Raw genomic sequence first — 21,998 nt, forward strand, 5'->3', positions numbered from 1 at the left:
CCCAGCGGTGTGGTGCCCGCGTTGTCACGGAGTGCTGCTCTCACCGGTTTCCGCGCAGGCCCCGGCCCGAGGTAGACGGAACTTCAAGTGGGTAGCGCGCAAGCCCAAGAGCAAGAACCCCCAACGCACACCTGTGCGGACTGCCCGGCAGGTCGCCACGCCCAAATACGATCAGATCCCGCGCTGGGGTCTGACAGACCGCCGGGTGGACACCGCCGACGAACCTGAAACTCGGGTCGAGCGCTGGTCCGACGCGGCCTCCGGGCTCCTCATGCTCACCGCCGCCCTGCTCGGTGTCGCGGTCGTGGCCGAGGGGCTGCGGTACGCGATTCTGCTGTACAACCGCACACGACTGGTGAGCCCGAGCACGCTCGTCATCTCCGATGCACTCGTTCTCTTCTCGCAGGTCGCCTCCATCGTCATCGGCGTCGCTGCCGCGGTGGCGTCGGGATGCTGGCTGGTGACGAGGCGTCGCGCCGTGTTCGAGCGGGCCGGGCAGCGCGATCCCCGCAGCGTGCGGTCGCTGCTGATCGGGTGCCTCGTCCCCGTCCTGTCGCTGGTCTTGCCCGGGGTGTACCTCACCGAGCTGGTCGAGCGGAAGAACGGCCCGGATCGAGATCGACTGCTGTTGCTCGTGCGGCTCTGGTGGGCGATGTGGGTCGTCGATTGGATTCTCATGTTGCTCGTATCGATCTGGCGGACGCGAGATTCCTTGCAGGCGCGTGCCGACGGTGTGTTGTTGGCGGCGTTGCTGTGCCTCGTGGCCGCCGGCGTTGCGTTGCTGACGATCTACCTCATGCGCAGCGTCGACGAACTTCGATGGCGCGGCGGCAGACGGCCGGATCCCACGCGCTGGGTCGTTGCCGTTCCCCGCAGCCGCAACACCGAGCGCCCCGATGCCGACATCGAGACCGACACCGAGTCCGGCGTCGAGCACGAGAAAGCGTCGACGTCGTGAGCGATCGTCGTCGCCCGTTCGTCGTCGCCCACCGCGGCGCCTCCGAGGAAAAGAAGGAACACACCCTCGTCGCGTTCGACCACGCACTCCAGCAGGGAGCCGACGCCCTCGAGTGTGACGTGCGGATCACCCGGGACGGGCACATCGTGTGCGTACACGACCGTCGAGTCGACAGAACTTCCACTGGAACCGGTCTGGTCAGCGGACTGTCCTACGAGACGCTCAAGACCTTCGATTACGGCGCCGAAGGCGAACCCGCCGAAGTCCTGCTCCTGTCCGACCTGATCAAGCTGGTCTTGGACTGGACGAGCAAACCGGTGAAACTGTTCATCGAGACCAAGCACCCGGTCCGCTACGGCTCTCTCGTCGAGAACAAGGTGCTGGCCGAGTTGCATCGCTACGGATTGGCGCAGCCCGCGTCCGCGGCCCACTCGCGTGCGGTGATCATGTCGTTCGCACCGACCGCGGTGTGGCGGGTCCGTCGGATGGCGCCGCTGCTCCCCACTGTGCTGCTCGGCGACGCCTCTCGCTACCTCGGCGGGGGCGCCGCGACGGCGGTCGGCGCGACCGCGGTGGGGCCGTCGATCAAGTCGCTACGCGAGCGCCCGTGGATCGTGGACAGGGCCGCGGCGTCGGGACGCGCGACGTACTGCTGGACCGTCGACGAGAAAGCCGACGTCGAGCTGTGTCTGGAGTTGGGCGTGGGATGGATCGCCACCAACAACCCCGGACGAACACGGGCCTGGCTCGACCAGGGGGCGGGAGCGTAACCCGCGGAGTGACCCAGGGAGCGGGTCAACGTGTAGGTTTCGGGCGTGGGTAAGAGCAAAAGAAACAGTGGTCCGAAGCAGGACAGCAACCGAGCAGCGAAGCTCGCGCAGCGAGAAGCGGAGCGTGAGAGCCTTCAGGCCGCGCCTGCTCGCCCGTTCCAGAATGTCGCCGCGGAATGCGACCTGGTCGCGATGCGTGAGTTCGTTCCGTCCGCGACCGCCCCGGTTGTGGTGGACGGTCGACCGGTCACGTTGGCGACGGTTCTCCCGGGCGCCGTCGCAGCGTTGGTGCGCGAGCAGGACGGTGCTGCCCGCGGCTTCGCGGGTCTACAGGTGCAGGTGCATTCGCCGAATGTCGCTGCCGATCTGTCCAGTGCGTTGGCCTGGGCGTCGATCGCTCAGCCCGGCGAATCGCTCGAGTCGGCAGTACCGGACGGCAACACCCCAGCGCTGCGCGACGTGCTGGATCCGACGGAGCAGCTGACGATCACGGTCCACCAGGACTTCAACTGGTGGCTGCCGAAGAACGCTGAACCGGCTCCTGATGTTGCTGCCACCGTCGAGCGCGCAAACCAGGCGATCATGCCGTCGGCGCGGCTCGAAGGCGAGGGACTGGTCGCGGCTTGGTGGGTCGATGCGGGCGACAAGGCGCACCTGCGTTGGGTTCGTCCCGAGAGCGAGGACGATCTGATGCTCGCACTGGCGCGGTTGCACGCTGCCGGCGATCTGACTCTGGGGGAGGGTTCGCGGTACGCGGGCTCGTTCCGGACTCACGGACTGCTCGTGCCGGTGTTCGACCTCGATTCCGAGATGCACCCGACCGAATGGGCTGCTCCGGCAACGAAGTTCGGGAAGAAGCTCGCTGAGGCTTTGGCTGTGGATGCGCCACTGACCTCGGAGCAGCGGCGTTCACGCGACGGCTTGCGCGGCCGTCAAGTCACCCTGCGGTAGACGGCTTCGCCGCATGTGCGTGGAAGTACATAGCGGGCTATGTATTTCCACGCACATGCGCGTAGCGCCTTTAGACCGAGCCGCCCGCAGCCTGGGGCGCGCCGGTGCCGACGACGGCGACGTCGTTCATCTCACGCGCGACGAACTCCTCGAGATCGAACAGGTTGTGGCCCGCACGGTCCGCGACGTTGAGTAGCGTCCGCATCTTGGCGACCTCTTCGACCTGTTCCTTGATGAACCACTGCATGAACTGCTCGCCCACGTAGTCGCCCTCTTCACGCGCGGTGCTCGCGAGATTGACGACCTGCTCGGTGACGGTCTCCTCCTGGGCCAGCGCCAGGGCAATCGGCTCGCGTGCATCGGTGAAGACGGTCTTCGCGCCGTCGACTCCGTTGAGCTCGACAGTGATGTCGCGGTCCAGGAAGTACTGGACGATCATCATCGCGTGGTTGCGCTCTTCGACGGCCTGAGCGTAGAAGTGTTTGGCGAGCTGCGGGAGATCGACATTGGCGAAATACACGGCGGTCGCGATGTACTGGTGCGACGCGTTGAACTCGTTGCGAATTTGATCGCGGAGAAGTGCATGGAATTTCGAGTGTGCGGTTTCTTTGATGTCAGAACTCATGTGGACGAGATTATGCTGGTCAGAGGCCATTGTCATCCAAGCCGATCCTTATTGAGGTCAACATTGCCTAAATAAGTCGCCTCTAACTATTGACTCGACCAGTCGAATTGGAATACTGCGCCGACTCACGGACCTGCAGTACGGAGTTCCTCCGGTATCTGCCGATCCTCGGCTACCGCGGCGAAGAACTGCGACGCGCGGTTCGAATCCCATACCACCACGTTGCCCACGTCGGTGTTCTCGAAGCCCGCAATCGGCACCGTCGTCGTCACCAGATCTCCGCGCATAGCCCAGGCCAAACCGCCGAGATTCCAGATGTGGTCGCCCTCGTCCACGCTGAGCGAACCGGCGGTGTCCTTGGCGAGCGGCCACAGCCGAAACGGGTTGAGGAACGTGCTCGGGCTGGTGGCCTTCGCGAGCAGGGCGGACATGAACTGCCGCTGATTGTTCATACGATCGAGATCGGCAAGTGCGGTCGCGCGAGTGCGCACGAATCCCAGCGACTCCGAGCCGGTCAGTTCCTGGCACCCGGCGGGAAGGTCGATCCCGGCGAGTGGATCGGAGATCGCATTGTCCAAGCAGACTTCGACGCCACCGATCGCGTCGACGATGCCGGCGAAGCCGCCGAACCCGATCTCCGCATAGTGATCGATCCGGACGCCTGTTGCCCCCTCGACGGTCTGCACCAGCAGCGGGGGTCCGCCGATGGCGAACGAGGCATTGAGTTTGTCCTGCCCGAAACCGGGAACGGAGACGTACGAGTCGCGCGGCAAGCTCACCATCGTCGTCGCCCCACCGTCCTCGGGGATGTGAATGAGGATGACAGTGTCGGTGCGGCTGGGACCGGTCTCGCCGCCGGTCGCCAATTCCGCTTCCTGCTCCGGCGTCATACCGGCGCGCGAATCCGATCCGACGAGCAGCCAGTTGGTTCCGGGCGTGTCCCCGATGCGGCCGTCGTAGTCGCTCAGTGCGTCGACGCGGGTCAATGAACTGTCGACGTAATAAACGAGTCCGCCGAAAACCAACAGCAGCGCCAGAAATATCAGGCCGAATCGTCGACCCCAACGGCGCTTCTTCGCCACGCGTGGCGGCCTGGCGGGTTCCGGGCGTCGGCGCTGACGCTCGGGAGTAGCAGGTGGCGGTGTTCGGCGCGGGGGAGGCCCGGGCTCGGTATAGGGCTGCGGAGTCTGACGCGGTGCGTACTGGCTGCGCGGGTCCTGCGCCCTCGGATCGGTGCCTCTCGGGACGTTGCCTCTCGGGACGTTGCCTCGGGAGACGGTGCCCGGCTCCGGTGCGCTGGACCAGGCCTGCCCGCCGGCAGCCGGGCCACCGGGGCGACCGTCGCGTCGAATGATCTGGGTGCCCTCTGGACGCTGGGGAGGTGGCCGATTGGCGGGCGGGGGCCGATACCCCGGAGGCGGCGCGGGACGGTTGCCCGGGTTCTGGCCACGAAAAGGGGGCTGGTCGTAAGGGACCGGGAGGCGGCCGGTAGCCGGGGGGCGGGCCCTGCGCGGGCCGTCCCCGATTCGGCTTGGCGTCGTCCGCCGGTCCGTCGTTCACGGGTCGACTGTACCCAAGCTCGCGTCTACGGCAGCCACGCAAGATGGTCGCGCAAGACGGTGTAACCCACGAAAGCGACGATGTCGATCAGTGCGTGCGCGATGAGTAGCGGCCACAGCCGGTTCGTTCGCTGCCAGAAACGGCCGAACACCAGCCCCATCAGCATATTGCCGATGCCCCCGCCCAGGCCCTGGTAGAGGTGGTACGAACCGCGCAGCAGCGCCGAGGCCACGAGCGAGGAATTCTCGCCGACGCCGAGGCGGCGCAGGCGCGAGATGAGGTACGCGACGACGAGTATTTCCTCCGCGGCCGAGTTCGCGAACGCGTAAGCGACCAGCGTCGGGATACGCCACCAGTTCTCGTCGATGGCACTGGGAACGACCGTCAGATTGAAGCCCAGGGCATTGCCGACGAGATACAGCGCCAGGCCCGGCAGGCCGATCAGTGCGGCGAGCCCGACGCCTTGCAGCAGATCCGTTCGAGCTCGCGGTCTGGCGAGCCCGATGAGACGAGGCCCGAGGCCTGACCGCCAGAGAAGGTAGAGCCCGAGCGCACCGAACGCGCACAGGCGGAGGATGCGAAGGACCTGGTAGAGCAGGTCGATGATGCCGAGACTCGAACTCGAGGTGTTGATCGCGACGGTTTGGTCGGACAAGCTCCCGGCGAGCAACGCGTCCTCGATGAGCGAGAGGATGCTGCTGGCTCCGCTGAAGCCGAATGTGAGGAGCAGGACGATCGCGATCTCGATCTTGATGGCACGGCGCTCACCCGGCTCGAGGGGAGGCCCGGCGTCGTGCTTCGGCGGGTTGAGCCAGCTCTTCACATCGATCACGAATACGAGTATGCATTCGCGCGGCGTGTGGCCTCTTTCAGTGCCGCGCGCGCAACCCGTTGAGGAACGGGCACCCGGCCAGTATCCGCAGTGCGCGGCTCAGAGCCATCGTGTCGTCCACCGGTTCCGCGAAGCCGAGGCGGACGTCGTTGTCGCCGTGATCGCTCTCGATGCGCAACCGAATGCCGTAGCGGTCGATGCCCAGCGGACGGATTCGTCCCTGACGCAGCGAGGGGGGAAGGCGTCGGGCGAGTTGGTTCACCAGGTCGCCGTGATCCTCGTCGAGGTGTTGGAGCCAGCTGGTTTCCATTTCCCAGAACGGGTCGGGTTGGGCGGCGAGCAGGTCGTCCACCGCTACCGGTTCGGCTCCGGTGCTGTCGGCGACGACGGCCGACGAGAGTAGGAGTCGGAGCAGAATCGTGCTGTGACCGACGTCCAGCAGTGCAGAATGCGGATGCTCCGACGCGACGGCTCCTGCCATCGGCCGCATCAGGGATTGAGGAACGGGACGCAGATCGCCGCGTAGCCATACCAGTGAGCGGACCGGCTCGCGCAGGCTCAGCGGTGCATGATCGGTCAGTTCGAGCACGGCCGGAACGCCGACGCGCGGCGACTGCCACGCAATGGCGCCCATCGCGGAGTCTTCCGGGACAGCAATGATGACCTCGCCGTTGGAGCGGAGGTGGTGCAGAGCGGTGACGACGGGTTCACTGCCCTCGATCGCCAACGCTGCACTCTCCGCTCGCGCGCAGGCGCTACGGACTCTTTCTGCGGTGGACGGTCCGGTCGTCGTGGCGCCGATCATGGGCTCCTCCGATGCGTTGGCAGGTAGGTGAGGCAAACCTAAGTTAAACGACATTTGGGTGCATCGCAAGTGGTCGGCGTGAATTCGTTCCGTCTACCGTGTGACGAGTGTCGATTCCCCTCACCCTGGGCGTGCCCCAGCGGCCCGATCCGCAGGCGCTGGTCGCAGGCCTCCTGATGCAGAGATGCCACTCTGCCGACGAGGTCAGCGCACGAGCGACCGGGCTCACGTCCGGCCCGCCGGTGGTCGCCGCCTCGGTGTTGAGGGATCTACCGTCGGGCATCGACCTGGGCCGCGTCGTTGTCGAACTCGACATCGATCCCGACGAGTTGCGAATCCATCACGGCGGAACGTACGAGAGCGTGCGCTATCACCTCGACGCAGACTCGGACACACTCGCCGAGGCCATCGCGCTACGTGTGCCGTCGCCGCTGGTGATCTTCGCCGAGTGGACAGAGGCCTCGGCGCTCGACACCGTCACCACGATCGTCGAGGCTCATCGCGCGCCCGGCTTCGCGGCGTCCGCGCCTGCCCGCCGGATCGCGGATGTCCTCGCCGTCGTCGCGCACGCCGAGGTCGGATTCACCGCGCGCGCCGAGTCCGGCCAGCAGGTGCTCGCGATCCTTGCCGCCACCGTCGCTGCCCTGCGCGGCGACGACATCGGGGCGGCGCTGGCCGCACCCGACCTGTCGGCACTGACGAGGCTGCGCCCCGAGGCCGCCGAAGCCGTGCGCAGCGTGCTCCTAGGGATAGAGATCGACGACGCGGCCGCCGCCCACCGCGATCTCGTCGACGCCGGTTTGGTTTCCGCAGACCCGGTGAAGCCGTAATCTGAAAATCGTGCCCAGAATTGCGTATTTCGGCCCATCGGGAACCTTCACCGAGATGGCGCTCGGCCAATTCGAGACCAGCGGCACCCTGGCCGAGCTGGGATTCACCGGCGACATCTCCAGAATTCCGTTCGGCAGCCCACCGGCGACCCTCGAAGCGGTACGCAGCGGAGACGTCGACGCCGCGGTGGTGCCCATCGAAAGCTCCGTAGAGGGCTCGGTTCCCCCGACTCTCGACGCGCTCGGCGTCGGAACGCGGTTGCAGATACTGGCCGAGACCGAAGTGGACGTCGCGTTCTCGGTTCTCGGCGCGCACGGCGTCACGCTGAAAGACGTCCGCACCATCCGCGCGTATCCCATCGCGGCAGCCCAGGTACGTCTGTGGTTGGAAAACAACCTGCCCGACGCCGAGGTTCAGTTCGCCTCGTCCAACGCGGCCGCCGCCGAGGACGTCGTAGCCGGTCTCGCCGATGCGGCAGTTTCGACCCCGCTGGCAGGTGAGTTGATGAAACTCCCGACGCTCGCAGGTGGCGTCGCCGATGTCGGAAACGCCCGAACACGATTCGTGCTCGTCGGTTCGCCGCGCCCCGCTCCACCGCGGACGGGTGCGGACCGCACGGCACTGATCTTGATGCCGGACCACCGCCCCGGCGCTCTGCAGGAGGCGCTCGCCGAATTCGGGCTGCGCGATATCGACCTCACCCGCATCGAATCGAGGCCCACGCGCACAGAATTCGGAACCTACTGGTTCCACGTGGACTGCATCGGACACATCGACGACGCCGCGGTCGCCGAGGCGCTCGGGGCGTTGCACCGCAAGATGGCACTACGGTTCCTCGGGTCGTGGCCCGTCGCCGCGGGAACAGGACGCCGCCCTCCGTCGTTGGACGAGCAGACCGAATGGCTCGCTCGACTCCGCGACGGAAAGGGGGACTGATGACGGGAAGGCTCGTACTCGTCCGCCACGGACAGACCTTTGCCAATGTGGACAAGATCCTCGACACGCAGCTCCCCGGTGCCGCGTTGACGGACAACGGCCACAACCAGGCGCGACGCTTCGGCGCTGCGATCCTCGAGACGCCACCGAGCATTCTCGTGACCTCGCCCGCACTGAGGGCCGTGCAGACGGCCGAGAACATCGCCGCGATCACCGGAATCGAGCCGCAACTACGCGAGGGAATCCACGAAGCCCAGGCAGGCGAATGGGAAGGCCGAAGCGACGACGACGCTCACAAGGCCTTCACCGAGATCTACGGGCGGTGGCACGGGGGCGATCTCGATGTCCGAGTGCCTGGGGGTGACAGCGGGCGCTCCATACTGGATCGCTATGTGCCCGTACTGGATTCGCTCCGCAGTTCGCACCTGACCGATCCCGACGGCCCCGATGTCGTAGTGGTCAGCCATGGCGCCGCTATCCGACTGGTCGCCGCGGTGCTGGGCGGGGTCGACGGCGCCTTTGCCGCCGACAATCACCTCGACAACACCCAGACCGTCGCGCTGGAGCCGACCGCCGGTGGAGGCTGGGTGTGCGTTCGATGGGGAACGTACCTGGCCCCGTTCGACGGCAAGGGCAGCCGGACCGCCGACAACCCGATCAGCTAACGACCGGCTCGGCTCACCAACTCCGTCAGCGCCCACGCAACCAAGGCATCGCTACCCGAGGACAACGACGACCACCGTCGCCCATCGGATGCGGTGCTCGACGTCGCCAGGAGCCGGCCACGCCGAGTATCGAAGAAGGCAACCGGATGTGCGCCGGCGATTCTCTTGCCGTCCTCGACGGTCACCGAGGTGATCTCCGCGTGCGCCGAGCAGGTGCTCATCGCTGACGCCACATCCTGCGCCGTGCGTTCGTCGATGCCGAGGTGCGTCAACCGTTGCGCGGTGGAGTGCACGTCGGCGGGGGATGCGTCGAGCGCCTCGGCGAGCAGGTCCGTCGGCGCGCTGATGCTGGGATGTGCGCACCCGTGACCTCTGCCGAGTGAGTTCAGCAGGGCCTGCGCCGGGTCGCCGACAGCGCCGCGCATCAGTAGGCCGGCGCCGCGACGAACAGCGAGGACTGTGCCCGCATCGGTGGTCGCCAGACAGATCCTGGTGATCGCGCTGTCCTCGTCGTACGGGCGAGGAACCAGCCTGCCCGAGATGTACCAGCGGGGTTGTTCGAGGATGCGCATCCATGCCTCGATGTCGGCATGAACCCGTCCGCCGTCCATCAAGCCGTCCGCCGTCAGTCCGGTTCGGCCACGCTCGAGTGCGGCGGCGCGCTGCTGCGGATCGTCGAATCGCGGGAAGACATCGAGAACCACCGGCATCTCGACGATGTTCAAGGAATCGACGAGGAAATCGATCCGGTCTGCGTCGAGCTCGGCAGAGGCGAGAGTGTGGCCGGGCGGCTGGGTCCCCAAGTCGATCAACGATCGTTCCAAGTCGGGTCCGCACCGATCACCGATGGTGCGACGGTGCGGCCATCGGCGAAGTGCTCGAACTGTTTGAGGTACCCGGGGGTCTCGTGTTCGTCCTCGTCCTGCCCCGCCTGTCCGGCCTGGCTGCCTCCGACGGGGACACCGCCGTGCGCGCCGCGGGCCGCGGCACCGCCGTCGCTGCCGACGACTGCGGCTGTCCCGCCGACACGCTCGCCGCCGGAGCCGAACGCGTAGCCGGAGGACCCTGCTCCCGGACCCCCCAGCTTGCCCGATCCGCCCGCCGTTCCTCCGAAGCCACCCGAACCCACCGCCGTACCCGCTGCCCCCGAAGCACCCGCGGACACCGCGCGAGTCGAGACTGCACCGGCCGAGGCCGGGTCCGCGCGGAAGGGCGTCGGGGAGGCATTCTGGCCGCCTCCACCCGAGTTCATCAACGTCGTCGCCGCAGCGGTGCCGATGTTGGTCGCTGCCGAGGCAACTGTGGTGACCGAGGAACCGGCCACCGATCCGGCGGTACCGGCGAACTGCCCTGCAGCAGTGGCGACTCCCGGATGTTGCAGCGCGGCTCCGACGGCCGCGGCAGCGGCCTGCGCCGGCGACGTACGCGTACCGAAGCCGAAAATGCTCGACTCCTCGTAGGAATCGGCGTCGGAAATCGTGCCGGCACTGCGGGAACCTCCGCTGCCGTCGTTCACGATCTCCGGCGGTCGATCGAACGAGATATCGATCGCCATCGGAGTGGTTGCCGCCTCGTACGCCTCCATCACCAGCGCCGCACGGACATCGAGCGCGCGATCGGCAACTTCGAGCGCCTCGGCACTGCCGTTGAGTGCGCCGCCCGACGAGTAGGCCGTCGCCTTCGCAGTCTTGACCGAGAGGATCTCCGCCGGATTCGGCATCACCAGCACGGCAGCGATGTACGCCGCCGACTCGCCTGCCGCGAGTGCGGAAATCTGTGCTGCCTTCGCCGAGGCGCTCTGGGTCCACCCGGAGAACCCGCCGAGGCGGGCCAGTGCCGCATTGGCGGCTTCACCCTCCCACCCGGCCGCAAGGACAGCCATCACACGGGCGATGGTGACCGAGGTATCGCTGTACGCGGCTGCGACCGAGGACCATGCCGCCGACGCGGTGGACAGGGGAGCAGCGCCCGCTCCCGCCAACAGCGACGTCGAGTTCACGGTTGCCATACGGGGCAGCCACACCACACCTGTGACTCCGAGTGTCATGTCGAAATACCTCTGCCGATCACGCTGCTGGCTCCTCGTTCGGGTTGTGGCGGTGTCAGTTGAATCAGTGGCCGATTGCGCGGCTGTGTTCGATGTCGACTTCTCGGTAGGCGGCAGCCTGCATCCGCAATGCCGCGGCCGTCTCGATCAACTCGTTGACGGCCTCGGAAGCAGCCGGTGTGAACGATCCCGCCGAGTGCCGCATGAACCGGTTGGCCAGCAGCGACACCTCCTCGCTGCCCGAGGGAACAGTGTGGATCGGAAGGGACACCGCCGTCAGATTCGCCTGCAGCCGAGCGGCTGCCGCGTCCAGTTCAGCTGCCGCAGCCTCGAGTGCCACAGGATCGACTCGCACCGTTCCTGGCATGTGCTCTCCTAGTCCGTCTCCGAGGAAAAATTTCGCTCTTCAATGGATTGGACGACGCCGCGGCCCGATCGGTTCCGCACAGTTCGGAAAAGCTCGAGTGATTGTTTCGTGCGCCCGTCCCTCCCCGCATGAATGGGCCATCGCAACGGCTAGACGGCTGCAATGGTCCATTCATGCCGAATGGGGGGCATGCCGAAGCCGGGCGTGCCGGAGGCGGGCGTGCCGGAGGCGGGCGTGCCGAACCGGCAAGCGAGACTCAGCCGAAGCCGAGTTCGTGCAGTCGCTCGTCGTCGATGCCGAAGTGGTGACCAACCTCGTGGGCGACGGTGATGGCGATTTCGCGTCGGGCGGTGTCGGCGTCGTCGACCATGTCGAGGATGGGTAGGCGGTAGATGGTGATGACGTCGGGTAGGTGCCCGCTGTATTCGAAGCGTTCGGTCAGAGCAACACCCTCGTAGAGGCCGAGGATGTCCTCGGTGGGGTGTTCGTCCTCGACGAGGATGACGACGTTGTCCATGCGGTCGGTGATGTCGGGCGGAAGGGTGTCGAGTGCGTCGCCGACGGCTTCCTCGAACTCGGCGCGACTCATGTCGGTGGGGATGGTTACCCTCCCGGGGTGATGGGGGCGGCGCCGGGCAGCGGCGTGGGCAGTGCTCGGCCGTCGGGTGCTGCTGGTGGTGGGACGGGGGGCTGGCCGTTGATGAGAATGTCGCCCGTCGCAGATCCGGTGATGGTGGCGAAGCCGCCCTCGTCGAGTTCCTTGCCGATCGAGCACGTCACCTGACGGCTCCCAGCGAGCCAGCTGGTGACGTCGATGGTGCTCCAGAAGAGCGTGAGGGTCTTGTCTCGCAGGGCGGTGTCCGAGCCGAGGTAGGCGTTGACGGCGTCGGTGCACGTGGGTTCGAGGTAGGCGTCCTGGTCTGCTTCGTTGGGGATGCCTACTTGGAATTGCTGCTGCAGATCGATGACGGACGCGACCTCGAAGGCGTGCGGCTGACTGCATTCGACGGGATCGGAGGGGACGTTCTGGTTGATGCCGATGCAGGTGCCCACATCCCACACGCTGGACTGGTCCTGATCGAGCACCGAACCGGTCATCTCCTGCGGAACCCCGGTGTTCGACGATTGTTGAACACCGCACCGTAGCGTCCGTTCGCCGGTGGCCCAGCCGGTCTGGCTGGGGAACATCAATCCGACACTGAATTTGCCGTTCGGGTCGAACTTGGTGCCGAGGTAGTCGACGACGGAGTCGATGCAGTGCTCGTCGCGCAACTGGCTGAACCGCATGGCTCCCGGGTATGCGGATCCGGGCGCGAACTCGATGCCGGGGTACGCCGACATATCGACGTCCTTGGCGACCTCGAAACGGTGCGGCTCGGCGCACGACACCTGGGCGAGATCCTGACGGTCGGTCTCGGGATCGTCCGTCGGCGTCCACTGCAGGCATGTGCCCGGATCGGCCGAGCCGAAGCTCGAGGCAGACACGGGGCCGGTGGTGGCGGGGCCTGCCACCGAGTGCGTCGTGATCTTCTCGGGCTGATCGAAGCCATCAGTGACGAGCAGGGTGACGGCGGCGGCGCCGACTGCGCCGACCGCGACCAGAGCGAGAGCTCGGCGCGCGACGGACGCACTGACGGTGCGCGCGGTGCGGGTTGTCGGCTTCTCCGGCTTGCTGGTGGACATCTCCTCCATCATGCCCGAGTATCTTCGGGTCTCATGAACGACCCGGATGAGACAGCAGCCGAGGTAGCCGAATTCGCCGGTCGGTTGTTCGGTATGGCACGCACCGGTGACACCGATGCACTCGTCGCCTATCTCGATGCGGGCGTCCCCGTGGATCTGAACAACGATTCCGGCGACACGCTGGTGATGTTGGCGGCCTATCACGGACACGCGACCACCGTCCGCGCCCTGGTCGCCAAGGGTGCCGATGTCAATCGTGCGAACGACAAGGGACAGACACCGCTCGCCGGGGCGGTGTTCAAGGGCGAGGACGATGTGGTGCAAGCCCTCGTCGACGGCGGTGCCGATCCGCGCGGTGGGCAGCCGTCGGCGATCGACGCCGCTCGCATGTTCGGACGCGAGGACTACCTGGGGTTGCTCGGCAAGTAAGGTTGCCATCCGTGATCGACCTCAAGTTCCTCCGCGAGAATCCTGACGTTGTCCGTGCCTCGCAGCGCACCCGGGGTGAGGACCCCGGCCTCGTCGACGTGCTGCTCGAGGCCGACTCCACGCGTCGTGCCGCCGTGCTGGCAGGCGATCAACTGCGCGCCGAGCAGAAGGCGCTCGGCAAGAGGGTCGGAAAGGCCTCGCCCGAGGATCGCCCGGCATTGCTGGCCGGAGCCTCCGAGTTGGCCGCCCAGGTCAAGGCCGCCGAGGCGAAGCAGCACGAGGCCGACGCCGCCCTCGATGCCGCTCAACGCGCGCTCTCCAACATCGTCGAGGACGGCGCGCCGGCCGGCGGAGAAGAAGATTTCGTCCTGCTCGAGACCGTCGGCGAGATCCCGACGTTCGAGTTCGAGCCGAAGGATCACCTCGAGCTCGGTGAATCGCTCAACCTGATCGACATGGAGCGCGGCGCGAAGGTGTCGGGTTCGCGGTTCTACTTCATGACCGGCTACGGCGCCCTCCTGCAGCAGGGGATGCTGCAGTTGGCCGCGCAGAAGGCCGTGAAGAACGGGTTCACGATGATGATCCCGCCGGTCCTGGTGCGTCCGGAGATCATGGCGGGCACCGGATTCCTCGGCGCGCATTCCGACGAGATCTACCGTCTCGAAGCCGACGACCTGTACCTCGTGGGAACCTCCGAGGTGGCGCTGGCCGGCTACCACTCGGGCGAGATCATCGACTTGTCCGACGGACCGAAGCGTTACGCGGGCTGGTCTTCGTGCTTCCGCCGCGAGGCAGGCAGCTACGGCAAGGACACCCGCGGCATCATCCGCGTGCACCAGTTCGACAAGATCGAGATGTTCTCCTACATCAAGCCGGAGGACGCGGCCGCCGAGCACTCGAAGCTGCTCGAGTTCGAGCGGGAGATGCTGGCGGCGGTCGAGTTGCCCTACCGCATCATCGACGTCGCGGGCGGCGATCTGGGATCCTCGGCGGCGCGCAAGTACGACTGCGAGGCCTGGGTCCCGACGCAGAACGCCTACCGCGAGTTGACGTCGACGTCGAACTGCACGACGTTCCAGGCGCGTCGCCTGAACGTTCGGTACCGCGACGAGAACGGCAAGCCGCAGATCGCGGCGACGCTCAACGGCACTCTCGCGACCACGAGGTGGATCGTCGCGATCCTGGAGAATCATCAGCAGGCCGACGGCACCGTCCGCGTCCCCGAGGCGCTGGTCCCGTTCGTCGGGACGGATGTGCTGCGCTGACGCCGGTCGCTACCCGTCCGTAGTGGGCGCAGCCGTGCACTCGACCATCGCCGAATGCTCGCGGTCGACGTAGTCCCAGGCCCACGAGAGAAATGCGTCAGCTTTGCTGTGGGCACCGCTGAGCAGGCTCGCGTGCACACCGAGCCACGCCGCGAATGCTAGGTGGCCCTCGAGGTGGTGGCGGTGCTCGCCGATCTCGGCGACGGCGGCGCCGCGGCCGATCATCGCCATGATGCCCTTGTCCTTGTAGGCGAAGGCCTTCTTGGGCTTCCCGGCGGCGGCGCGCTCGATGTTGTGGGCGGTCCACGTGCCCGCCTGCAGCGCTACCGAGCCGAGTTGGGGCAGCGTGCTTCCGTCGGCTCCGGGGATGTTCGCGACGTCGCCGATCGCATAGACATTTTCGAATGCCGGAACGGTCAGATCGGCCGAGACGTCGATCCGGCCGCCGCGTCCGGGCTTCACCTCGGCGGTCCCGGCGATCGGTGACGCGGATTCGCCGCCGGCCCAGATGACGGTGCAGGCATCGATGCGCGAGCCGTCGGAGAGCGTCACACCCTCGGTATCGACCGACGCCACCCCGACTCCGAGCAGGACCTTCGCCCCGTGCTCGACGAGTTTGTCGCGCGCGTAGACGTGCGATCGCTCGCTGAACGGCGCGAGCAGAGCGGGACCGTGGTTGACCAGCGAGGTCTGTCCTTTCCCGCCCGGATGGTTCATCGTGCGCAGAGCAGCGGTGAGTTCTGCAAACGCTCCTGCTGTCTCGACGCCGGTGGGTCCACCGCCGACGACAACCACGTCGAGTGGATCGCGTTCACCAGCGAGGAGGGCGCCTACGTGGTGACGCAGCGCGGTGGCGTCGGCGACGGAGTAGAGCGGAAACGAGTGCTCCTCGGCGCCCGGTGTGCCGAAGAAATTCGCGGTTGCGCCCGCGGCGACGACCAGGTGGGAGCCCTCGATTCGCTCACCGCCCGCGGTGAGGGAGCGTGTCGCGAAGTTCAGGTCGGTGATGTCGGCCTGGACGACGCGGACCGTGTCGAGACCGTGAAAAATCGAGGCCAGCGGGCGTGCGACATCGGCTGCGGGTAGCTGCGAGGTGGCAACCTGATAGAGCAGTGGCTGGAACTGGTGGTAGTCGTTGCGGTCGACGAGCGTGACGTCGATTCCTTTGCGTCCCAGCTCGTGCGCACATGCAAGTCCAGCGAGCCCGGCTCCGGCAATCACCACGTGAGTCACACGCCCACACTAGTGGGGATTGCTCAGAAGAACTGGCCGAAAACGAAACCGGTGAGCAGCACTGCGGTGCCCCCGATTTCACCGACGATGAGGGCCCACATGAACAGGTCCGTCCCCCGAACGGGATGTTCGAACTGATTGTCGGTGTCGCCGAGGAATCCGTGCACCACGTAGGTGGCGATGGCCGCGACGAAGAACAGTGTCACGATCGATCCGGCGAGGAGGTTCACCGCCGTCGGGAACGCGCTGAACTCAGCGAGTGCGGCAAGGACGAGTGTGGCGAAGGAATACATCAGCGCGGCGCGGTGCGCGATGTCGACGTAGGGATGCGCCAACGCGGTGGGCGAGGCCGACATCTGCCGGTACTTCCACACCCCGAGAACGAGGCCACCGAGCAGTAGCAGCCCCGCGATCAGCAGCAGGATCTTGGTGTCGAGGCCGATGGTCATGCCACGTCCCCTATGCAGAAGCCGCTTCCGTCGCGGGTGAGGGTGAAGATCTGGTTCTGCTGGAAGCCGGAGACGTTGGTGACATCGGCGTAGACGGTCGTGTAGGCGGCATTGGAGTAGGCCACGTAGACGCTGTCGGGGTTGTACGACGCCGACTCGGTGAGCCGGCCGGGGTTGTTCGCCAACGGAGGTGCGGTGGGGCTACCGGTGCCCTGTGCATCCCAGGCAATGTCGGTGCCGCACACCACGGGGTAGTCACCCTCGAGATCGGCGGGGTCGGCGGGTGCCCCGGTGAAACGCCCCACGTACCGCGCGACGGTGTGGACGGCGTCGAGGTCGGTGTAGACCTGTTCGGTTCCGGTGGGGTGTACGCGCGGGCAGGCGTAGCCGGAGGCGATCTCATCTCGCGCGATCGACAGCGTCGAGATCGACCCGGTCCAGGTCACGAGGTCTGCTTCGGCAGTGCCCGGCTGTGCCGCAGCGTCGAGAACGGCCGATACGTCCGCGTACTCCACCGGTATCAGGTTCGGCGGGACGGTGAAACACTTCTGCGCCACCGCGTCGACGCCACCGGTGTCGAGATCGGTCAGGAACGCGCTCAGCGCGGAGGTGGCCTGCGAATCGCCGGGAACGGCTCCCACAGTCGGGCCTGTCGGCGGCGCGGGCGTGGTGGTGGTCGGGATCGGTGCGGCGTTCTGGGACGTGGTGGTCGGGGGTTCCGGGGTCTCGGTGGGGATACCCTGCTGGCCGTCGCCCGCGCACGCGGTGAGCGCCGCTACTGTCCCCAGCAGTCCCACCCCGGCGATTGCAATCTTGCGAAGCGAACTCATGTTCAGCTGACCTTCCCCGTTACGTCTTCTCCCCGCCCTGGCTCTACGACTACGCTAGCGGACTGTGGAACCTGTCTATCGCTCTGTCATTGGCATCGCCCGTGTGGTCTTCGCCTTCGAAGGCCTCCGATTCCAGGTCGAAGGCGAGGAGAACATCCCTGCTACCGGAGGCGCGGTCATTGCCGTCAATCACACCGGTTACCTGGACTTCACCTACGCCGGATTGCCGCCGAGGTCGGTGAAGCGATACATCCGTTTCATGGCGAAGAAGGAAGTGTTCGACGACAAGATCTCCGGCCCCATCATGCGGGCGCTCAAACACATCCCCGTCGACCGTGGTGCCGGTGCCGAGTCCTACAAGGCTGCCGTGTCATCACTGCGCGGAGGTGAGTTGGTGGGCGTCTACCCCGAGGCCACCATCAGTCGCAGCTTCGAAATCAAGGAATTCAAGTCCGGCGCGGCCCGCATGGCCATCGAGGCGGGAGTCCCGATCATCCCGACGGTCATCTGGGGTGCGCAACGCGTGTGGACCAAGGGCTTCCCAAAGCGGCTCGGTCGCACCAAAACTCCCATCTCCATTGCCGTCGGCGAGCCCATCGAACCGATCGGACCGCCCAACGAGCTCACCGAGAAACTGCGCAAGACGATGCAGGAAATGCTGCTGAAACTGCAGGAGGGCTACGAGCACGAGCCGGGTGCCTACTGGGTGCCTGCCAGGCTCGGCGGCAGCGCGCCTACCCTCGCCGAGGCCGACAAGCTCGACGCCGCCGACGTGGCCGCGCGGGCCGCTGCCCGGCAGGCGCGCGAGAACGACTGAGACTCAGTTGGTCGAGACGTGCCAGACGAGCGCTGCGGCCAGCGCGCCGATTCCGTTGAGCGACCAGTGCAACGCGATCGGCGCGATGAGGCTGCCGCTGCGTTGCCGTAGCCACGTGAAAACCAGTCCCGCTGCCGCAGTGGCGACGACGGCGGCAGCGATGCCGATCACCGGACCCACCACACCGCCGCCCAGAAAGTTGCTCAGCCCAGCGTTGCCCGAGGTCAACCCCATCGACGACGCGATGTGCCACAGGCCGAACAGCAGTGAGCCTGCCGCGAAAACCCCGCGGGCGCCGTAGATCCGCCCCAACGTGCCCTGCAATACACCGCGAAAGGCGAGTTCCTCCGGGATGACGGTCTGCAACGGGATGACGATCATCGACGCCACCAGTGCCGCCGAGATGGTGGCATAGCGGTCGGCCATGAAGAACGGTCGCGTGATCGGTAGGAGCGCACCGATCGCCACCACGGTCAATACCAGACCGACGGCGCCGAGCGCATAGAGCGAGCCGGTCTTCCATTGCCGCGGTGACAGGCCGAGTTCGGCCCAGCCGAGCCCGCGCCGACGCGTCAGCGCAAGCAGGATGATGGCGGCTGCCGGCACCGTCGCGATGCTGAGCCACACCGTCGTGAAATGGGCGATCAGGTTGCTGACCACCAGTACGAGTACGACGATCGCAACATCGAGATAGGCGTGGAAGCGGCGTCGACGATGCGCCGTAACGGCGTCTTTCGTCATGAGCATTCCGCCCAGTGTACCGACGAAAGCCGGGTGGGCGGCTGTGACCGACGCCACGAGGGCCTGACCACGGGGCCGCTAGGGCAGAATGGGGCACGATGTCTGATACCAGCCGTACCCAGCCCAGTCTCGTCGCCAGCGATGTCGACGGCACCCTTCTCGACGAGCGCGAGAGGGTCACCGAACGTACCCGACGTGCGGTTTCCACGATGGTCGGCGAGGGCACTCCGTTCGTGCTCTCCACTGGTCGGCCCCCTCGGTGGATCTCGCCGGTGGTCGAGCAGCTCGGGTTCGCACCGATGTGTGTCTGCGCCAATGGGGCGGTCATCTACGACAGTGGTACAGATCGCATCCTCGACACGCACACGCTGTCGATCGAGACGCTCAACGCGCTGGCCGAGCTCGCATACAGAGTCCTGCCCGGTTGCGGGCTGGCTGCCGAGCGCGTCGGTGCCAGCGCTCACGATGCTGCGACGCCGCAGTTCGTGAGCTCACCCGGTTACGAGCACGCCTGGCTCAACCCCGACAACACCGAGGTCTCGCAGTCCGAGGTCCTCGACATTCCCGCGGTGAAGCTGTTGATCCGGCTCGCCGGGGCATCGAGTGGGGACATGGCTGCCGCGCTTGCTCCGCTGATCGGTGACTCCGCCGATCTGACGTACTCCACCGACAACGGGTTGATCGAACTGTCGGCGCCGGGTGTGACCAAGGCGTCGGGACTGCTGGTCGTGGCCGAGCGTTTGCAGGTGACTGCGGCCGGTATCGCGGCGTTCGGAGACATGCCCAACGATGTGCCGATGCTGCGGATGGCGGGATTGGGCGTCGCGATGGGGAACGCGCATCACGCCGCACTCGCGGCCGCGGACGAGGTCACCACCACCAACGCCGACGACGGAGTGGCGCGGGTCCTCGAACGCTGGTGGTGACACGCCGATGGCCCCCGCACGATCGAGAAGTGCGAGGGCCATCGGTTGTCACTGTCAGGGAGCGGGAGCGGGAGCGGGCTCCGGTGCCGGTCCGCTGAGCATGTGCTCTTCGTAGGTGTCGTTGTAGGTCCGGATGACCGTGGTGACGATGCCGGTGAGCTCGTTGAAGATCAGCGAGCCGTTCTCGAAATCGGTCCGCAGGCCGCCGGGTACCGGGTACTCGTCGGTCGTCGGGAGTCCGAGTTCGCCGTCCTCGCCGCCGAGGGCCATGAACTGCTCGAAAATCTTTCCGATCACTGCAACTGCCTGTCCGGCAAGTGAAGTGAAGATCGAGCCGTTCTGGAACTGGGCGGCCTCGCCGCCGCCGCTGACCTGGACGAGTCCGCTGATCGGGGTGCCGAGGATGCCGGTCTCTCCGCCCGTGTCGAGCCACTTCTTGGCGACAGGGTTGGAGCTGGCGAGGCGAACCAGTTCGTCGACCAATGCCGGAATGTTCTCTCCGAGAGCGCTACTGGCGTCGGTTCTGGGTGATGACGGCGTGTCCGGGGTGTCCTCGGTGTCCTCGGTTTCCTGCGTGGGAGTATCTGCGGACTCGTCCGACCCGCCGCCGCCGAGACTTGCCGCCGCGATGCTGCGGATCTCGTCCATCTTGGCGTAGGCGCCGTCACCTGGGCATGCGGTGTTTCCGACGTCACGGTGCGCGAAAATCACTGGGAGATCGACGCTTTGGCCGCGCCCGATGAAGGTGAAGTCGGTGCCCTCGGAGATCATGGTGGTCTCACCCTCGGGGTCGAGGCCTGCTTGGCCCAGACGCCATCCGAGGAATTCGCCCACCGAGTCGAGGGTTTCCTGCGACGGTGACTCCGAGCTGTAGTCACCCATCATCGCGATGCCCATGGTGTTCTCGTTGAATCCACCGGCGTGCGCGCCCTGAACGGCCTTGTCCAGTCCACCGGCGCGGCCCTCGAAGATCTGGCCGAACTTGTCGACGAGAACGTTGTAGCCGACGTCGCACCACCCGAGGGTCTGTGCGTGGTACGCGTAGATGGCCCGGACGATCTCCGCGGACTCGGTCCGCGAGTAGTCGTTGCTGCCCGCGGTGTGGTGAACCGTTGCGCCGCCGATGAAGTCGTCGTACGTGGGTGTCTTGCAGCGGATCGATTCGTCGGCGCCCCACTGTGCGCGGGAGATCACCTTGGGGCCGGCGTTCCCGGCGACCGGAGTCGCGATGTCGGCGAGCGCCGAGTCGGCGGGGGAGCTGCCGGGTTGGATCAGTACGGCGCTGATGTCCTCGACGGCAGCGGCGACTGCATTCTCCTGCTGCCGCAGCGGCTTGGTCACCGAGGCGGGTGTGTAGCCGAGCTCCTGCTCGGGTGCCGGTGCTACTTCGGGCGCCGGTGCTGCTTCGGGGGCCGGTGCTGCTTCGGGGGCCGGAGCCGGAACGGGTGCGGACACCGGGGTGGCCCGGGGCGTCATCAGGAGCTGAACGGCGTTGGTCGAGCCGACGAACACCGGTTCGGTGCCCTGCCGTCCGTCCGTCGGTGCGCCGTCACTGCTGTCGCTCTCGATGGGTTCGGTGGTGATCCACGGCCCCCACGACCCGTCCTCGAGCTGGCGGCGAACCTGCGCGACGGTGCCGTCGATGGCAGGTGAGGTGAGCGCGACCATGCTGAACGGGGTGTCCTGCGTCAGTTCTTTGACAACGGCACCCAGCGGTGTGCCCGGGTCGTCCGCGGCGTCCACTGCGGGCGGGGCGACCGGGAGCGGCGCGGAGACGTTGTTGCGGCCCAGTTCGGGTACCGGCGCCTGGGCGGACGGGTTCGTCGGGGCTGGCACCGTCAGGCCTGGGATCTCGGGGATCTCGGGGATCTCGGGGAGAGTGATGTTCTCCGGCAGCGGCAGGTACTGCAGATCGGACAGGCGCAGGTCGGGCAGCGGCAGGCCCGTCAACTCGCTCAGGGGTATGACGATGTCCGGTGCTGCACTCAGCGCTGTTTCGATGATCTGAGTAGGAACGGTCACAGGGGTGGTCTCGTTGGCCGCTCGAATATCGGTGGACGCGGCGTCGCCGGAGATGCTGTAGACCGCGAAGGGACTCGCGACAGCAAGCAAGGCGACGGCGCCGAGAACGATCGACGGCTTCGTTCGACGGTGCAAGGCGGTACTCCCTGGTGTGTAGGTGCGGGTTGTCGTGGTGCTCGACAGCCCACGAAGCATCCTGCGACGGTGCGACGCGAATTGCTTCCGATCAGAACTGGCTTGTGATGCCGTTGTTATG

At 66.6% G+C, this 21,998-nt stretch carries 24 protein-coding genes; 10 read left to right on the forward strand and 14 right to left on the reverse strand.

Translation table 11 applies throughout. The annotated features are described in order from the left end of the window. The first annotated feature begins 31 nt into the window (after positions 1-31). From J1M86_RS26215 to J1M86_RS03940, 3 genes are read left to right on the forward strand one after another with little or no spacing between them, the layout of a single operon-like run. Entirely contained in the window at positions 32-958 is a 927-nt protein-coding gene (locus tag J1M86_RS26215) for a DUF4328 domain-containing protein (RefSeq protein WP_230555765.1), read from the forward strand. Continuing rightward, entirely contained in the window at positions 955-1,728 is a 774-nt protein-coding gene (locus J1M86_RS03935; protein ID WP_269418201.1) for a glycerophosphodiester phosphodiesterase family protein, read from the forward strand. Before J1M86_RS26215 ends, J1M86_RS03935 begins: the two co-directional genes overlap by 4 nt. A 45-nt stretch (positions 1,729-1,773) precedes the next feature. Further along, positions 1,774-2,679 carry a DUF5926 family protein gene (locus J1M86_RS03940; RefSeq protein WP_206508892.1) on the forward strand — a complete coding sequence of 302 codons (906 nt, stop codon included), beginning with the start codon at positions 1,774-1,776 and terminating at the stop codon, positions 2,677-2,679. 70 nt (positions 2,680-2,749) lie between these two features. Here J1M86_RS03940 and J1M86_RS03945 read toward each other — a convergent pair whose 3' ends face one another. The 4 genes from J1M86_RS03945 to J1M86_RS03960 form a co-directional block, all read right to left on the reverse strand. Then, the gene (locus J1M86_RS03945; protein ID WP_075837685.1) at positions 2,750-3,304 is read right to left on the reverse strand and encodes a ferritin; all 555 of its coding nucleotides are present in this window, start codon (positions 3,302-3,304) and stop codon (positions 2,750-2,752) included. Between the two features lie 125 nt (positions 3,305-3,429). Then, complete coding sequence (locus J1M86_RS03950; protein ID WP_307786519.1) at positions 3,430-4,386, reverse strand: LCP family protein; 957 nt, start codon at positions 4,384-4,386, stop codon at positions 3,430-3,432. Between the two features lie 503 nt (positions 4,387-4,889). Then, a complete protein-coding gene (locus J1M86_RS03955) occupies positions 4,890-5,687 on the reverse strand; it encodes a type II CAAX endopeptidase family protein (protein ID WP_307786533.1) in 798 nt (265 codons plus the stop codon). 46 nt (positions 5,688-5,733) lie between these two features. Continuing rightward, positions 5,734-6,501: a DUF2470 domain-containing protein gene (locus J1M86_RS03960; protein WP_075837683.1), complete on the reverse strand. Its 768-nt coding sequence runs from the start codon at positions 6,499-6,501 to the stop codon at positions 5,734-5,736. 107 nt (positions 6,502-6,608) lie between these two features. Here J1M86_RS03960 and J1M86_RS03965 point away from each other — a divergent pair, with 107 nt between their 5' ends. From J1M86_RS03965 to J1M86_RS03975, 3 genes are read left to right on the forward strand one after another with little or no spacing between them, the layout of a single operon-like run. Beyond that, positions 6,609-7,331: a hypothetical protein gene (locus J1M86_RS03965; RefSeq protein WP_206508894.1), complete on the forward strand. Its 723-nt coding sequence runs from the start codon at positions 6,609-6,611 to the stop codon at positions 7,329-7,331. Between the two features lie 10 nt (positions 7,332-7,341). After that, a complete protein-coding gene (gene pheA / locus J1M86_RS03970) occupies positions 7,342-8,268 on the forward strand; it encodes a prephenate dehydratase (RefSeq protein ID WP_075837682.1) in 927 nt (308 codons plus the stop codon). Continuing rightward, entirely contained in the window at positions 8,268-8,933 is a 666-nt protein-coding gene (locus J1M86_RS03975; protein WP_206508895.1) for a histidine phosphatase family protein, read from the forward strand. Before pheA ends, J1M86_RS03975 begins: the two co-directional genes overlap by 1 nt. Here the strand turns inward: J1M86_RS03975 and J1M86_RS03980 are convergent. The 5 genes from J1M86_RS03980 to J1M86_RS04000 all read right to left on the reverse strand — a co-directional run bounded on the left by J1M86_RS03980 (position 8,930) and on the right by J1M86_RS04000 (position 13,039). Then, complete coding sequence (locus J1M86_RS03980) at positions 8,930-9,745, reverse strand: ESX secretion-associated protein EspG (protein WP_206508896.1); 816 nt, start codon at positions 9,743-9,745, stop codon at positions 8,930-8,932. The genes J1M86_RS03975 and J1M86_RS03980 overlap by 4 nt on opposite strands. Further along, positions 9,742-10,980: a PPE domain-containing protein gene (locus tag J1M86_RS03985; RefSeq protein WP_206508897.1), complete on the reverse strand. Its 1,239-nt coding sequence runs from the start codon at positions 10,978-10,980 to the stop codon at positions 9,742-9,744. Before J1M86_RS03985 ends, J1M86_RS03980 begins: the two co-directional genes overlap by 4 nt. Before the next feature lie 64 nt (positions 10,981-11,044). Continuing rightward, complete coding sequence (locus tag J1M86_RS03990) at positions 11,045-11,347, reverse strand: PE domain-containing protein (RefSeq protein WP_187346669.1); 303 nt, start codon at positions 11,345-11,347, stop codon at positions 11,045-11,047. 256 nt (positions 11,348-11,603) lie between these two features. Then, the gene (locus J1M86_RS03995) at positions 11,604-11,936 is read right to left on the reverse strand and encodes a metallopeptidase family protein (RefSeq protein ID WP_075837678.1); all 333 of its coding nucleotides are present in this window, start codon (positions 11,934-11,936) and stop codon (positions 11,604-11,606) included. A 14-nt stretch (positions 11,937-11,950) separates the two neighbouring features. After that, complete coding sequence (locus tag J1M86_RS04000; RefSeq protein WP_083667298.1) at positions 11,951-13,039, reverse strand: septum formation family protein; 1,089 nt, start codon at positions 13,037-13,039, stop codon at positions 11,951-11,953. Positions 13,040-13,063: 24 nt separating this feature from the next. Between J1M86_RS04000 and J1M86_RS04005 the strand changes: the two genes are divergently transcribed. Together J1M86_RS04005 and serS are read left to right on the forward strand one after the other, a co-directional pair. Beyond that, on the forward strand, positions 13,064-13,459 hold the full coding sequence (locus tag J1M86_RS04005; RefSeq protein WP_206508898.1) for an ankyrin repeat domain-containing protein: 396 nt from the start codon (positions 13,064-13,066) through the stop codon (positions 13,457-13,459). Positions 13,460-13,470: 11 nt separating this feature from the next. Beyond that, positions 13,471-14,724 carry a serine--tRNA ligase gene (serS, locus tag J1M86_RS04010; RefSeq protein ID WP_206508899.1) on the forward strand — a complete coding sequence of 418 codons (1,254 nt, stop codon included), beginning with the start codon at positions 13,471-13,473 and terminating at the stop codon, positions 14,722-14,724. A 9-nt stretch (positions 14,725-14,733) separates the two neighbouring features. Here the strand turns inward: serS and J1M86_RS04015 are convergent, their stop codons facing one another. Genes J1M86_RS04015 through J1M86_RS04025 form a run of 3 tightly spaced genes read right to left on the reverse strand, consistent with a single transcriptional unit; the run spans position 14,734 to position 17,236 of the window. Beyond that, positions 14,734-15,957, reverse strand: coding sequence for an NAD(P)/FAD-dependent oxidoreductase (locus J1M86_RS04015; RefSeq protein ID WP_206508900.1), 1,224 nt, complete (start codon positions 15,955-15,957; stop codon positions 14,734-14,736). A gap of 23 nt (positions 15,958-15,980) precedes the next feature. Then, positions 15,981-16,406 carry a hypothetical protein gene (locus J1M86_RS04020; protein WP_206508901.1) on the reverse strand — a complete coding sequence of 142 codons (426 nt, stop codon included), beginning with the start codon at positions 16,404-16,406 and terminating at the stop codon, positions 15,981-15,983. Beyond that, positions 16,403-17,236, reverse strand: a complete 834-nt coding sequence (locus J1M86_RS04025; protein ID WP_206508902.1) for a hypothetical protein — start codon at positions 17,234-17,236, stop codon at positions 16,403-16,405. The genes J1M86_RS04020 and J1M86_RS04025 overlap by 4 nt, the downstream gene beginning before the upstream one ends. Before the next feature lie 64 nt (positions 17,237-17,300). On the opposite strand from J1M86_RS04025, the gene J1M86_RS04030 reads away from it, so the two are divergent. Continuing rightward, complete coding sequence (locus J1M86_RS04030) at positions 17,301-18,053, forward strand: 1-acyl-sn-glycerol-3-phosphate acyltransferase (RefSeq protein ID WP_075837675.1); 753 nt, start codon at positions 17,301-17,303, stop codon at positions 18,051-18,053. Between the two features lie 3 nt (positions 18,054-18,056). Here the strand turns inward: J1M86_RS04030 and J1M86_RS04035 are convergent, their stop codons facing one another. Further along, a complete protein-coding gene (locus tag J1M86_RS04035; protein ID WP_206508903.1) occupies positions 18,057-18,800 on the reverse strand; it encodes a CPBP family intramembrane glutamic endopeptidase in 744 nt (247 codons plus the stop codon). A gap of 92 nt (positions 18,801-18,892) precedes the next feature. Between J1M86_RS04035 and J1M86_RS04040 the strand changes: the two genes are divergently transcribed. Next, complete coding sequence (locus tag J1M86_RS04040) at positions 18,893-19,720, forward strand: Cof-type HAD-IIB family hydrolase (protein ID WP_075837673.1); 828 nt, start codon at positions 18,893-18,895, stop codon at positions 19,718-19,720. A gap of 54 nt (positions 19,721-19,774) precedes the next feature. Here J1M86_RS04040 and J1M86_RS04045 read toward each other — a convergent pair whose 3' ends face one another. Then, on the reverse strand, positions 19,775-21,877 hold the full coding sequence (locus J1M86_RS04045) for an N-acetylmuramoyl-L-alanine amidase (RefSeq protein ID WP_206508904.1): 2,103 nt from the start codon (positions 21,875-21,877) through the stop codon (positions 19,775-19,777). Positions 21,878-21,998 lie beyond the last annotated feature (121 nt).

The organism is Rhodococcus sp. KRD197 (assembly GCF_017168235.1).
Classification (GTDB): domain Bacteria; phylum Actinomycetota; class Actinomycetes; order Mycobacteriales; family Mycobacteriaceae; genus Rhodococcoides.

Bases quoted from the DNA above. Each gene is read 5' to 3' on its own strand.
- J1M86_RS03960 (WP_075837683.1), bottom strand. From the start codon at position 6,501: ATGATCGGCGCCACGACGACCGGACCGTCCACCGCAGAAAGAGTCCGT.
- J1M86_RS04005 (WP_206508898.1), top strand. From the start codon at position 13,064: ATGAACGACCCGGATGAGACAGCAGCCGAGGTAGCCGAATTCGCCGGT.
- J1M86_RS03995 (WP_075837678.1), bottom strand. From the start codon at position 11,936: ATGAGTCGCGCCGAGTTCGAGGAAGCCGTCGGCGACGCACTCGACACC.
- J1M86_RS03975 (WP_206508895.1), top strand. From the start codon at position 8,268: ATGACGGGAAGGCTCGTACTCGTCCGCCACGGACAGACCTTTGCCAAT.
- J1M86_RS04020 (WP_206508901.1), bottom strand. From the start codon at position 16,406: ATGACCATCGGCCTCGACACCAAGATCCTGCTGCTGATCGCGGGGCTG.
- J1M86_RS04040 (WP_075837673.1), top strand. From the start codon at position 18,893: ATGTCTGATACCAGCCGTACCCAGCCCAGTCTCGTCGCCAGCGATGTC.
- J1M86_RS04025 (WP_206508902.1), bottom strand. From the start codon at position 17,236: ATGAGTTCGCTTCGCAAGATTGCAATCGCCGGGGTGGGACTGCTGGGG.
- J1M86_RS03990 (WP_187346669.1), bottom strand. From the start codon at position 11,347: ATGCCAGGAACGGTGCGAGTCGATCCTGTGGCACTCGAGGCTGCGGCA.
- J1M86_RS03985 (WP_206508897.1), bottom strand. From the start codon at position 10,980: ATGACACTCGGAGTCACAGGTGTGGTGTGGCTGCCCCGTATGGCAACC.
- J1M86_RS04000 (WP_083667298.1), bottom strand. From the start codon at position 13,039: ATGGAGGAGATGTCCACCAGCAAGCCGGAGAAGCCGACAACCCGCACC.
- J1M86_RS04035 (WP_206508903.1), bottom strand. From the start codon at position 18,800: ATGCTCATGACGAAAGACGCCGTTACGGCGCATCGTCGACGCCGCTTC.
- J1M86_RS03945 (WP_075837685.1), bottom strand. From the start codon at position 3,304: ATGAGTTCTGACATCAAAGAAACCGCACACTCGAAATTCCATGCACTT.